Source organism: Rubripirellula reticaptiva, from assembly GCF_007860175.1.
Taxonomy (GTDB): domain Bacteria; phylum Planctomycetota; class Planctomycetia; order Pirellulales; family Pirellulaceae; genus Rubripirellula; species Rubripirellula reticaptiva.
Genome location: NZ_SJPX01000002.1, coordinates 329,823 through 342,615, shown reverse-complemented (window position 1 = coordinate 342,615; position 12,793 = coordinate 329,823). Strand labels below are relative to the sequence as shown.

At 55.7% G+C, this 12,793-nt stretch carries 9 protein-coding genes; 1 reads left to right on the top strand and 8 read right to left on the bottom strand.

Annotated features, from left to right (window positions below):
- Positions 1-9 precede the first annotated feature (9 nt).
- Both Poly59_RS07490 and Poly59_RS07485 read right to left on the bottom strand, forming a co-directional pair.
- The gene (locus Poly59_RS07490) at positions 10-945 is read right to left on the bottom strand and encodes a 4-hydroxybenzoate octaprenyltransferase (RefSeq protein WP_146533485.1); all 936 of its coding nucleotides are present in this window, start codon (positions 943-945) and stop codon (positions 10-12) included.
- A gap of 116 nt (positions 946-1,061) precedes the next feature.
- Complete coding sequence (locus tag Poly59_RS07485; RefSeq protein WP_246151470.1) at positions 1,062-2,174, bottom strand: zinc-dependent alcohol dehydrogenase family protein; 1,113 nt, start codon at positions 2,172-2,174, stop codon at positions 1,062-1,064.
- 345 nt (positions 2,175-2,519) lie between these two features.
- On the opposite strand from Poly59_RS07485, the gene Poly59_RS07480 reads away from it, so the two are divergent.
- Complete coding sequence (locus tag Poly59_RS07480; RefSeq protein ID WP_146533484.1) at positions 2,520-5,078, top strand: glycosyl hydrolase family 95 catalytic domain-containing protein; 2,559 nt, start codon at positions 2,520-2,522, stop codon at positions 5,076-5,078.
- 36 nt (positions 5,079-5,114) lie between these two features.
- Here Poly59_RS07480 and Poly59_RS07475 read toward each other — a convergent pair whose 3' ends face one another.
- The 6 genes from Poly59_RS07475 to floA form a co-directional block, all read right to left on the bottom strand.
- Positions 5,115-6,464: a DUF1552 domain-containing protein gene (locus Poly59_RS07475; protein WP_146533483.1), complete on the bottom strand. Its 1,350-nt coding sequence runs from the start codon at positions 6,462-6,464 to the stop codon at positions 5,115-5,117.
- A 271-nt stretch (positions 6,465-6,735) separates the two neighbouring features.
- On the bottom strand, positions 6,736-8,766 hold the full coding sequence (locus Poly59_RS07470) for a DUF1592 domain-containing protein (protein WP_146533482.1): 2,031 nt from the start codon (positions 8,764-8,766) through the stop codon (positions 6,736-6,738).
- 1 nt (position 8,767) lies between these two features.
- A complete protein-coding gene (locus Poly59_RS07465; RefSeq protein WP_146533481.1) occupies positions 8,768-10,231 on the bottom strand; it encodes a DUF1552 domain-containing protein in 1,464 nt (487 codons plus the stop codon).
- Between the two features lie 128 nt (positions 10,232-10,359).
- Complete coding sequence (locus tag Poly59_RS07460) at positions 10,360-11,130, bottom strand: polyprenol monophosphomannose synthase (RefSeq protein WP_246151469.1); 771 nt, start codon at positions 11,128-11,130, stop codon at positions 10,360-10,362.
- Positions 11,124-11,555 carry a hypothetical protein gene (locus Poly59_RS07455; protein ID WP_146533480.1) on the bottom strand — a complete coding sequence of 144 codons (432 nt, stop codon included), beginning with the start codon at positions 11,553-11,555 and terminating at the stop codon, positions 11,124-11,126. The genes Poly59_RS07460 and Poly59_RS07455 overlap by 7 nt, the downstream gene beginning before the upstream one ends.
- A gap of 82 nt (positions 11,556-11,637) precedes the next feature.
- A complete protein-coding gene (gene floA, locus Poly59_RS07450; RefSeq protein WP_146534389.1) occupies positions 11,638-12,696 on the bottom strand; it encodes a flotillin-like protein FloA in 1,059 nt (352 codons plus the stop codon).
- Positions 12,697-12,793: the final 97 nt, after the last annotated feature.

Sequence of the window (12,793 nt, the reverse complement as noted above, 5' to 3'; positions counted from 1 at the left end):
AGGCAACTTCTAAATCCAGAAGCAATCCACCACGCCAGCGACCAGCAGTGTGACGCTGATCGCCGCATTGGTATCGAAAAACGCCTGATTGACGCGATCAAGGTCCTCCGGACGCACCAACGAATGCTGTCGCACGACTAGCCCCGCGACGATCACCCAAACGATTCCAAATGGCCATCCCAGCCCGCTGGCCCGGCCCGCCCAAACAAGGGTCAACAGCAGCACCAGCATCACAATGTGACACATGGCCGCAATTCGCAAAGCCCCGGCAATTCCGAATCGAGCCGGGATGCTGTGGAGTCCTGATTTTGAGTCGAAGTCAGCGTCCTGGCATGCGTAAATGATGTCGAATCCAGTCACCCAGGATGTCACAACCGCCGCCAAGACCAGCGGAGCGATCAGGTCGCCCGGGTTGGTAATCGACTCGGAGCCGCGAATCGCCAGCCACGCGCAGATCGGCGACAGACTGAGTGCGACCCCCAACCACAGGTGCGCCGCGGATGTGAATCGCTTGGCCAAGCTGTAGCCGCATAGAAACGCGAGAACCGGAATCGACGCAAACAATGGGACTCGGTTGGGCAAGAAGATCGCGGTCGATGCGATGAAGCCGATGCCGCACAGGATCGTGAACCCCCAAACTTGCTTGCGATCCAGAATTCCGGCTGGCAAGTGTCGCCCAGTCGTCCGCGGGTTGCCCGCGTCGATTTGCTGGTCCGCTAATCGGTTAAACGCCATCGCAGCGCTGCGTGCAAAGACCATGCAAAACAGAATCCCGACTATGTCACGCCACCGGAACGTGGGCATCGTTCCCGAGGGAAGCGCCGCCGAAAACGCCATCGCAGTCGCCAGCGCCGCGAACGGCAAAGCAAAGATGGTGTGGCTAAACCGAATCAGCCCGAGCCAATCAGCAATTCGACTCGGCGATTCGGTAGAAGTCAGTGACATTCGTTATTCACAGCAATCAAGTAATTGTCACGGGTCACAATCGCGGGATGGAGCTCGCTCATCTTAAATACCGCAGCCAACCCAGCCGAGCAAACAATTTCGAAATTGGTGAAAGCTCATTCGGGCGCGCGAATGACGACCTTGCCAAAGTGTTTGCCACTTTGCAGATGTTCATACGCCGCTCGCGCTTCCTCGAACGCAAACGTGCGGTCGATGACCGGACTGATCTGGTTGATCTCAATCGCACGGCAGAGGTCTTCAAACATTCGCCGACTGCCTACATAGATGCCGCGTACGGTGATGCGGTTGAACAAAGCTGGCATCATCGATGGATTCTTTTCGACGCGTCCCGTCAAAATTCCGATCAATGAGATGGTGCCGCTGACGCGAGTCGACGCCAGCGATCGCTCCAACGTCCCCGCACCGCCGACTTCGATCACATGATCGACACCGACGCCACCGGTGATTTCTAAGACTCGTTCATGCCACTCGGGAAATTCCTTGTAGTTGATCGTCTCGTCGGCGCCCATTTCGGCAGCTTTGGTGAGCTTTGCGTCACTGCTGCTGGTGATGATGACTTTAGCTCCAGCAGCTTTCGCCAACTGCAATGCAAAGATTGACACTCCGCCAGTACCCAACAACAGGACCGTTTGTCCCATTCGCAATTGGCCCAGCTCAAAAGAATGCCAAGCCGTGACCGCGGCACAGGGCAACGTTGCGGCTTCGAAATCCGTTAACGAGTCCGGCGTTTTAACCCAACCGTGGTCGGGCAAGCAAACTTTCTCGGACAGCACGCCGTCGATCGCGCCGCCAAGCGCCGTGCCGATTTGCTCGGATGTCAAGTCGCCGTCTACCCAATCGCGAAAAAAGTTGGCCATCACCCGATCGCCAACACGAAACTTCGTCACGTCGGATCCGACGGCAATGACACGTCCGGCCATGTCCGATAACGGAACCAACGGTGGATTCTGTTTGACTTTGTCATTGCGGACATAACCGCCGGCGGGCATCGCCAAGTCGCGGTAATTCAGCGACCAAGCCATGGACTGAACCAAGACGTCTCGCGGTCCGGGTTCCGGATCGGGAAGCACGGTCGGTTGCAGAGCTGACAGCCCGGTTGGGCCTTTGAGTTGATAGGTAATCATGCTGTAAAGATTAGCAACTTCACCGCTGATCGCGAAGTCAACGAATTCAGACCCTTGTTTGGGGCATCCCCGAATTGTGGACATGTGTCTAGTTTTCGAGCTCTGTTTCGATCGTCACGACGGTGTCGATCACAATTCTGTTTGGGGCTTGCCTAACGCAGATCGTCAAGACATACGGTTTAGGAACGCACGGAAAGCTGCGGTAAATCAGGCCGTTACTTCCCGCTGGATCCTTCGTATCCGCTTGTCGGATGTCTTGACGCGTTTGTCGATCAAGTGCAGTTTGGAACGTTGGAATTAGCCGCTTGGGCGATCACCCCGGTCCGCAGGGAAACAAAACAAGGCTATTGCTAAACGGCTAATCAATCGACAAGCCCTTGGCGAGATTCGCTACCATCAAATCAAATTGAGCTGTCGCAGGATTGTTTAATGGCCTCTTTATTGGAACTGTTTGTGTTGTCGTACTCGCGTATTTTCTTGAACTCGTTGCACGGCGGATTCGCACTTGTTGCCTCTGTCTGCTTCTTGACCTTGTCGGCTCAGGCACAAAGCACAGCGTACGTTCCGCCGGCAGATCAGCTTCCCGATCGCGGCATGTACAGCGACCAGCCGGCTGCCCGTTGGCAAGAAGCCTTGGTCACGGGCAATGGAACGATGGGAGCGATGGTGTTCGGAGTGCCCGCCCAAGAACGCATCGTGCTGAACCACGAACGGCTGTACGAACCGCTACTCGATGTGCCTTGTCCGGTGCCGGATATCTCGGCCGCGCTGCCAGAGACGCGGCGATTGTTGATGGCGGGCCTATACAAAGAAGCCTATGCCTATGCCTATCAAGCGGCGATCGACGCCGGGTTTCCGGGGATCCAGTGGACGGACCCGTATCACCCGGCCTGTTCGTTGTTGATCGACCAAGACACTGGTACCCAAAATGCCACTACCCATGAAACCGATAGCGGCGTGACCCATTATTGGCGGTCCACCGATTTTGAAACCGGCGAAGTCGCCGTGCATTGGCGATCAGGCGGGCGAGATTTTGTTCGCCAGACGTTTGTGTCGCGACCTGATCAGGTCATCGTGATTCGAATCTCAGCCGCCGACGGTAAGCCCGTTGCTGGAAACATCAAGCTGGTCAACCAAGACTCGCGACCGAGGAATAAACGTGTCGACGAGAAGGGCGGCGGCTATCGGAACCCGGTGATCGCTGCCACCGACGACTCGTTGAGTTACCGGTGCAAGTATCAAAGGTCCGATCGTGGCTACCAGACGCTCGTCCGTGTGGTGACAAAGGGCGGCACTTCGACGATCGCCGAGCAAGCCGACGCGGCCGTTCATTTTGATGCCGCCGAAGTGGTGCTGTTGGTCAAAGTGGAATCGCTGGAAAAGTTCGATGAAGCGGGCGAGTCGCTTGCCGAGCTTGGTCGATCATTGGCTGCGATCAACGCGGATTACGATCAGCGACTGCGTCGTCACGCCGATGTTCACGGCGAAATGTTCCGACGAGTTGATTTGCAACTTGGTGCCGTGAGCGTCGATGAAGTTTCGCTGAGCGCCGAGTCGTTGATATCGCTGCAAAAACAGACGGCCGATGAAAAGATCCAGCCCGCCTTGCTGCAGAAGATGTTCGACATGGGGCGTTACACCCTGATCAGTTCGTCTGGCGAATGGCCGCCAAATCTGATGAGCATTTGGAATGGTAATTGGCGTCCCGAATGGTCAGGCGACTTTACGCTCGATGCGAATGTGAACCTGCAAATCGCAGCCGCGAACTTGGGTAACCTGCCCGAAGCGATCCGCAGTTACGATCGGCTGGTGTTGGGATTGGTCGATGACTGGAAGACCAACGCGACCAACCTGTTTGGTTGTCGAGGTGTGCTTTCCGGTTCGCGAACCGATGGGCGGCACAATCTGCACACTCACTTTTCGAAAACGTTCCCTGGGCATGCTTGGACGGCGGGCGCCGAGTGGATGGTGCTGCCGATGTGGGAACATTATGAAACGACGGGCGATGACGTCTATCTGCGAGACCACTTGCTGCCGATCATGAAAGAAATCGCGGCGTTTTATGACAGTTTCTTGCAAGTCCGCGACGATGATGGGCACCGCGTATTCGTGCCATCCTATTCACCCGAAAACCGTCCGCTCAATACCGGATGTGCCGTCGCGATCAATGCGACCATGGACATCGCGTGTGCGAAAGAATCGCTGCGTCATTTGCTCGACTTGAAATCAAAATCAAGTTTGTCTGCCGAGCAGATTTCCACTTATGAAAAAATGTTGAATGAGTTGCCGCCGTACTTGATCGCCGATGATGGCGCGCTGAAAGAATGGGCGTGGCCGACATTGGAAGACAACAATGACCACCGCCATGTCTCGCACCTGTATCCGGTTTGGCCCGGGCATGAGATCAATCCCGAAGCAACGCCGGATCTGTTTGCTGCCGCAACCAAAGCGGCCAAGAACCGTGGACGCGGAAATGGTTCTGCCCACGGACTGACTCACATGGCCCTGATTGCGGCACGGCTAAAAGACGCAGGCCTCGTCGCTGGCAATTTGCGTTTCATGCTCAGCAACGGCTATCTGTTGCCAAGCTTATTCACGTTCCACAATCCCGGTCGGATCTACAACTCGGACATGCTAAACGCCTTGCCGGCGGTGGTGATGGAAATGTTGGTCTACACCAAACCGGGGGAAGTCGAGTTGTTGCCTGCCCTGGACGAGTCGTTTGTTACCGGCCAGATCCGTGGCGTTTGCGGTCGCAACGGAGTCGTCGTTGAATCGCTACGCTGGGATTTTGGCAATCGCACCGTCGACGTATCGCTGAGTTCCAAACGTGATCAAGCAATCACGATCCGTGTTCGACGAGGTATTCAATCAGCCATCGATCAGGACGCGAATCCGATCGAACTGCAAAGTGATCAAACGATCGGAGTCTCGCTTTCCGCCAACTCGCCGCTTCGCTTGCAGATCAAGTTGCAGCAACCCAAGTGAGGCTTTGCCATCCGGTGATCACAAATAACGCGGTGGCTAACTCAGTTGGCCGAGCGAACCGTTGCTGTCGCCGAACTGGTCGGTCTTGGCGCCCATCTGCTGCATCATCCACACATAAAGATTGCAAAGCGGTGTGTCTTTGCCGTACTGGATGTGACGCCCCGTCTTGATTTTCCCCCCGGCGGCGCCGGCCAGCAAGATCGGCAGATTGTCGTGGTTGTGGCGATCGCCGTCGCTGATTCCGCTGCCATAGACCAACATGCAGTTGTCCAGCAGGCTGCCATTGCCTTCGGGCGTTTGCTTCATTCGGTCCAGCAGATAGGCAAACCGTTCGATGTGAAAACGATTAATCTTGGCGATGTTCGCTTGCTTGTGTTCGCTCTTTCCGTGGTGCGATGTTTCGTGGTGCCCCTCGCTGACACCAATTTCGGGATAGCTGCGGTTGCTGCCGGCGTTGGTGAACATGAACGACAAAATTCGCGTGCTGTCGGTTTGATAAGCAAGCGTCACCATGTCCATCATCAACTCGCAGTGCTTGCTCAGTTCCTTCGGCACGCCACTGGGGCGCGGATAATCGGGAACACCGTCTTCGGTCATTCGCAGGCGTTCAACACCGCCAATTCGTTTTTCAACGTCGCGAACCGAATACAGGTATTCGTCGAGCTTTCGCTGATCAATGGCAGGCAATGTCTTATGCAGTCGATTGGCGTCTTCAAGGACAAAGTCCAGAATGCTCTTTCGATACTTTTCGCGAACGCTTTTAGCTTGCTTGGTTTCCTTGACCACTTGTCCAGCGAACAGTCGGTCGAACAACGCGCCGGGATCAATCTCTTTGGACATCGGATTGGTCGGCCCTCGCCACGACATGTTCGATGCGTAAGCACAACTGTATCCGCTGTCGCAATTGCCAGCCTGGGCACTCGCTTCCAACCCGAGTTCCAGTGACGAAAACCGAGTTGAGTCGCCAACGTACTTCGCCGTCATTTGGTCGACAGAGATTCCGTTTTGAATGTCGGCGCCGTTGGTTTTGCGTGGATGAGCGCCCGTCAAAAAAGCGGCGACGCTACGTGCATGGTCACCGCCGCCGTCACCGTGGGCGCGAGCACCGTCGAGCGTCAGTCCCGACAGAACGTTGATCTCGTCTTGATGATCGGCAAGCTTTGCAAGCGTCGGTGGAAGATCAAACTTGAAGCCTTCTTTCGATGGCGTCCAATCGGGCATGTGCATGCCGTTGGGGACGTAAAAGAAACCCATCCGAAGCGGCGGTCCCGACGATGGACTTGCCGCCGATAGCAAGCGTGTTGGCGACATCACATCCAACAAGGGCAACGCGACCGCAGTTCCGATGCCACGCAGGACCGTTCGTCGAGAATAGGAAGCCGGCATCAGTTAACCTTTGTCGAGTTCAGGTGAATATCACGCTCTACGACAATTATACATTACGTTTCGCAAAGAAAATGATCATTGCACCGGTTACGCCAAGCTCACAATGCCTACGACTGGACTGATACGCCAACGGCTTTAGATTCCTTGGCGCCAGGGGCGCTTCGTAGCTAACACACCCTGGGTTGCGATTCCACTCCAAGTCGAAACTACCCCCAACAGAGTTTGACCGAATCATTGATCACGCGATGCTCAGTCGATGAGTCATGGAAGCCTAAAAAGCAAAGTCGGATCGATGGGTGAACGGGAAACTCTGGGTGATCGTTAGAATCAGTGATGAGAATCGGTCTTCGTTCTCGGCTAGCGAATCAAGTGCGTCCTCAACCACGCAGGGATCGACTTCGCGTGGCCCGCGACCGAGCGCGTAAATCATCAGGTTTTCGATCAGAGCCTTGGACATGTCTTCTTTTCGAGCCAGTAACAAATCCTTCAAGCCTTCGGGCCCGCTGAATTTAACATCGTTGGGTAGTTCGCCCGAAGGGTCGATCGGTTGTCCAGCATCCTCGGTCCGCCAGCGTCCGATGGCATCGTAGTTTTCCAGCGCGAATCCAATGGGATCCATTTGGGCATGACACGTTGCACACTGCGGACTTTCGCGATGCTTTTCCAATAGCTCTCGCAGTGTCACCGACTTGGCGTTTTCGTCATCGGTTATCAATTCAGGAACATCGGGCGGTGGCGGAGGTGGCGGGTCGCCAAAGAAGGTGCCGGCAATGTAGTTACCTCGTCGGGGAACGTTGGTTCGCGCCGGATCCGATTGCAATGTCAGCAGCGCCGCTGAAACTACGAGGCCGCCGCGACGTCGATCGCTTAGCGAGACGCGGTGGAATCCTGGTTCGTTGATTGGCGTAAGCCCATAGAAATCGGCAAGACGTGTATCGACGAAGGTGTAGTTGCAGTCGATGATGTCGGTGATCGGTCGATTCTTGCGGATGATCTCTGTCAACACGCGTTCGACTTCCCGGCGCATCGATCGCAACATCGACGTGGTTGCTTCCGGAAAGGCAGTGGAGTCGACTTGATGCGTCGGCAACCGATCAAACTGTAACCACTGAGCAAAAAAACCTCGCACCAATCCGTCGGCCGTCCGGCGGTCCTTTAACATTCTCTCGACCTGCTGTTTGGCAATCACCGGATCCGTCAGTTGTCCAGTCTCGGCTAATTGCCGTAACTCTTCGTCTGGTGGCGAGGACCACAAGAAATAGCTCAATCGCGACGCATAGTCGTAGGCATCGACTGGGTAGGCTTCGGCAATAGTAGGATCATCGATTCCGGGATTGCCGGGCGGTGTCTCGATTCGCATGAAGAACCGTGGCGACATCAATACTGCGGACATCGCGTCGCGCATTGCCCGAACGTGCCTTTCATCGTTGGTGACAGTAATGTCGCTGTTTGCTGCGTCCTGTTCGCTGTGCTGGATGGATTGCAGGTAGATCAGATCGAGTCCATCCAGGAACGATTGGTCGGCCGGACGCCGGAATGCACGGTCGGCGAACCGACGCAGTCGATCCGATGCGGATTTGTGTTTAGGAGCTTGATCCGAGTCTTGATCAAAGTCTTCATACGGGCCAAAGAAATGATCACTGAGTTTCTTGTCCGTCTCGGCTGCCAGCACCAGTGCGTCGGCGACCGAGTCGGCTGCGGCGTAATAGTGGTTGACTTCGACGGGCGTCAATCCTGTTGCTGCGCCGATTCCGACAAAACCAAAGCTGATGGGTTCGGGGGGGAAATTAGTCGCTGGCCGGATCGGCAATCCGGTTAGGTCTTCGACCGCTAGGTTGTACTCATGCCGAGTCAAACGGCGGGCCGCTGGTGTGCCGGGATCTTTCAACGTACTGCAGTCGATTTCACCTAGCTGCGTGTCTAGAAAGGTGATGATTTTTTCGCGATCTTCGGACTTAAGGGTCCGCCCCTCTTCAGGCGGCATTTCTTCGGATCGCAACACTTGCAGAACGGTTTCCCATTTCTTGCGGTTGCGGACGATCATGCGAGGGTTTTCGTCTCGCTGCAAATTCACGTTGCCACTGACGTCGCTATCGCGATGGCAGTGGTAGCAGTGCCGACCGACCAGGGGCTGGATCGTGCGGTCCCACGACAACGCAAGTTCGCTCTCGTCGGACCATGCAGGAAAAGCCAAGCCGGTCAGCAGAAAGAACGACCCCAAGATACGACGTGTAAGGATAAACCGCGCAGAGACACGACACGGAGAGATACAGCACGTAAACTCAGGCAACAAACGATTCATATCAGGTCAGTTTCGAGAACCCGTCCGTGCTGTCGCCGAACGATTCTTGGTTGATGCCCGCCGCACGCAGCATTTCCAAGTACACGTTGCAAATTGGCGTAGGTTTGTCGAGCGAGACGTGGCGTCCGCCGCGAAACGAGCCACCGCCACCACCCGCCACCATGACAGGCAAGTCATCGTGGTTGTGTTTGTTTCCATCGCTGATGCCGCTGCCGTAAAGCAGTGCGACGTTGTCGAGCAGGGTCGAGCCACCCTCGTCGATTTGCGACATGCGATGCAGCATCCGAGCGAACAGTTCAACATGGTGCGCGTTGATGCGGACAAGCTCGGCGTGTTTGGCGGCTTGGTCTTGATGGTGAGACGTTGAGTGATGCGATCCGGGAGCTTCGATATCCGGATAGGAACGACCTGACTTTTCGTACGAGAACATGAACGACGAGATTCGCGTCGTATCGGTTTGAAAAGCCAATGTCATGATGTCCAGCATCAGATCAACGTGTTCGGAGTAGACCGCGGGGATGCCGCGTCCGTCGGGAATGATCAGCTCGGGAATGTGGTCGGCCGATTCGCCGTCATGCAGCGCGCGATTTGTCGGATCTTCATTGAATGACCGGTGGTGATGCGACTGCGGGTCGGCTTCGTGTGTGGCGATTCGCTTTTCAATACCACGCAATCCCTCGAGGTATTCTTCTAGCCGCCGTTGGTCGGCGAACCCAAGTTGACGTTGCAACGAACGTGTGTCTTCCTGGATCAAATCCAGGATGCTGGCGCGAACGGGATCTGTGTCCGTGATTGATTCGGCAACCGGCGCAGCATTCCAATTGGGCCGTCGCGGTTTTGAGTTCCGGAACAAGCGAGTGAAAAGTTCTTTTGGATTCAATTCCAACGTGGACGGCATCGTGCGGGTGCGCCACGAGATGTGCGACAGATACGTTCCGCTAAATCCGTGGTCGCCGCGGTGGCCCGGGTCGATACCGAGGGCAAGCGAATCGACCGGTGTGCGCACGCCAATCTTGCGCGCAGCGAGTTGATCGACCGAGATGCCGCCGACTTCGGGTTCTTCGGAGTGTTTGCATTGAGCGCCGACCAAGAAGCCGCCGCCAGCCGGTTCGTGTCCGGCACCTTTGGCGAAACAGTGCTTGGCTTCAAGGTTGCTGAGCACGACGACATGATCGGAGACTTTATTTTGCTCGAGCGGTTTCAAGATCGCTGGCAAATTCGTCAGTGCATGTTCGCTGATTCTGCGTTTGGGATCACTCGGCTGCTCATCGCTAGGCTTCCCATCACTGGGACGCCATTCGGGCATGTGAACGCCGTTGGGCACGTAGAAAAACCCCATCCGGACAGGTGGTTTGGCGGGCGTTGCTGCAATCGCGGTCGTTCGATGCATTGCCTCCAACCACGGCAGCGCTACCGCGGTGCCAAGGCCACGAAGCGCAGTGCGTCGAGAGATTACGGGCGACATAGTGAAACCAGACAGAAGCGGCGTGACCGAGTTCAATCGGAGTTCGGTCAGCTAAGAAAAGGGAAGTGCCTGTATTCTAACGAAGAAGTCATTTTTCGTCCAAAAAGGTACAAAAAACGACAACTTAGTTAGTTCGTTTCGCGTTTTAGAGCCATCGCCAGCATTTGCCCAGTCGAACGGGCCGCTTCGCGGATCGTCAACTTGCTCTCGCCCATCGTGCGATCGGTAAACGTGATCGGGACTTCTGCCATGGCGGCGCCGTCACGATTCAGCCGCACAAGGATCTCTTCCAAAACAGCGTAGCCGTTGCTGCGAAGAGTTTCTAATCCCATTCGTTTTAGCGTTGAAACTCGATAGCAACGCATCGAACCGCTGCAGTCCTTGACCGGCAACCGCAGGCACAACGTCGCAAACTTGTTCACCATCCGGCTCATCATGCGGCGTCGAAGCGGCCAGCCGGTGATTGATCCACCGTCGACATATCGAGACCCGATCACCACGTCGACGGTCGGGGCGCTTGTCGCGCGGCGAAGCAGTGCCGACAATTGGTCGGGGTCATGACTCAGGTCGCCATCCAGGTTCAAGAAAAAGTCATAGCCGCCATCGACCGCTGCTTGCATCGCGTGCCTAATTGCGCCACCCAGGCCACGGTCTTGGCGAATGATCAAGGCAACCTGATCGTCTTGGTTGACCATGGCTTCGACTTTTTGCGATGTGCCATCGGTGGATCGGTCGTCAACAACAAGGATATCGGCTGTGGGAATTGCAGCCCGCAATCGAGTCACCATCGTCTCGATGTTGTCGACTTCATTTAACGTGCAGACGCCGATCAACACACGATAAGAAGTCGAGCTGTCGTTGGGCGAGTCGGGATTTTGCAGGTTCGAATCGACTACCAACGATCTACCGGACGATCGAGAATTTCTTTGAGCAAAATCGCTTGTTGAACTCCGCCCGGACGCTGCAGCGCATCGAGCAAGTCTTGGACTGGGTTTCCGGTGAACGCTTTGGTTTCCAATTTTTGGCGAGGTAGCATGCCGCGCGCCTTTCGCATTTGAGCCGCTGACGCTTTTTCCAGCTCGCTGGCCACTCGTTTAGCTTCTTCGAGTCGATGCATCCGCGCTGCGATCGAGGATCCGTCGTCTTCTTCGACGATTTCCGCTGTCAGTATTTCGTCGATGTCCTCGATTTGTGGGTTGCGCTCAGATCGGCTGTCCGAATATTGGGGTGGTCGACGGACCGAAGCTGAATCGGCCTGCTCTGCCGCTTTCGCTTGCCTTCGTTGGGCAGCACGTCGCAGAAAGTCTTCGAGATCGCCCGACATGTGAATTGGCTTTTGCGAAGTGGTGAAGTATTGAAAGACAATAGGCCGCGATGACCGTAAAGCTCGTGACAGCAATTGAGAATTAAGAGCCGGTCGGTTCGCGAGACTCGGCCGACGCGGTGGCACTTAACGACAGCGATCGACGCATTTCAGTGTCAGCGTTCACATTTTGAAGCTTGTAATAATCCAGAATGTTCAAGTTGCCACTGCGAAACGCCTCGGCCATCGCGCGAGGAACGGCAGCTTGGGCTAGTACCACTTGTGCCTTGCTCTCTTGAATCTTGGCCTGGTTTTCTTGTTCCTCGGCGACCGCGGCGGCACGTTTGCCTTCGGCCCGTGCGCGAGCAACTTGCGTATCCGCCTCGGCTTGGTCGGCCTGCAAACGAGCGCCGATATTCGCACCCACGTCGATGTCAGCGATGTCGATCGAGACGATTTCGAATGCGGTTTGCGAATCGAGTCGCTTGGCCAGCACCGCTTTGCTGATCACGTCTGGGTTTTCCAGCACCGCTTTGTGACTGGCCGCACTTCCGATCGCACTGACGATACCTTCGCCGACTCGCGCGATGATCGTTTCTTCGGTCGCACCACCAATCAACTGTTGCAAGTTGGCTCGCACCGTTACACGTGCCTTGACCTTTAATTGGATACCGTCCTTCGCAACCGCGTCGAGCGATGGCTTGGCGGCTCCACGCGGCGGGCAATCGATGACTTTCGGATACACGCTGGTTTTTACCGCTTCCAAGACGTCCCGACCGGCCAAGTCGATCGCGGAGGCTTCGCGGAACGTCAGCGAAATCGTTTTTGCTTTTTTGGCCGCGATCAGCGCTCGAATGACCTGCTGGACATTTCCGCCTGCTAAGTAGTGAGCCTCAAGTGCCTCGCTGGTCAAATCTGGATCCACCAACCCGGCCTGGGTCGCCATGATTTTGCTGCGGACGATTGCGCGAGTGTTCACTTTGCGGAACGTCATGCCCAGCAAATTGAAGAACGAGATGTTCGAACGAGTCAGTTTGGCCTGAATCCATAGGCCAAAGTACCGTGCAAACACGAAAAAGAAGATCAGCAGCAACCCGAAAAAGACGGCGGCCAAAATCAATCCGAACATGGCCGAGTTGGGCAGTTTTTGCTGGGCCAACATGTCGAACGACGGGGCAATTAGGAGCATGGTTACCGATCGCAGAAGGAGTGGATCTCGATAGGCGGCGCGAAACCTCGACACCTAGAACCCCGTCAAT

What these genes read in the sequence shown, in the direction of transcription:
- Poly59_RS07490 (WP_146533485.1), bottom strand. Translation starts at nt 945, where the DNA reads ATGTCACTGACTTCTACCGAATCGCCGAGTCGAATTGCTGATTGGCTC.
- Poly59_RS07485 (WP_246151470.1), bottom strand. Translation starts at nt 2,174, where the DNA reads ATGTCCACAATTCGGGGATGCCCCAAACAAGGGTCTGAATTCGTTGAC.
- Poly59_RS07480 (WP_146533484.1), top strand. Translation starts at nt 2,520, where the DNA reads ATGGCCTCTTTATTGGAACTGTTTGTGTTGTCGTACTCGCGTATTTTC.
- Poly59_RS07475 (WP_146533483.1), bottom strand. Translation starts at nt 6,464, where the DNA reads ATGCCGGCTTCCTATTCTCGACGAACGGTCCTGCGTGGCATCGGAACT.
- Poly59_RS07470 (WP_146533482.1), bottom strand. Translation starts at nt 8,766, where the DNA reads ATGAATCGTTTGTTGCCTGAGTTTACGTGCTGTATCTCTCCGTGTCGT.
- Poly59_RS07465 (WP_146533481.1), bottom strand. Translation starts at nt 10,231, where the DNA reads ATGTCGCCCGTAATCTCTCGACGCACTGCGCTTCGTGGCCTTGGCACC.
- Poly59_RS07455 (WP_146533480.1), bottom strand. Translation starts at nt 11,555, where the DNA reads ATGTCGGGCGATCTCGAAGACTTTCTGCGACGTGCTGCCCAACGAAGG.
- floA (WP_146534389.1), bottom strand. Translation starts at nt 12,696, where the DNA reads ATGTTGGCCCAGCAAAAACTGCCCAACTCGGCCATGTTCGGATTGATT.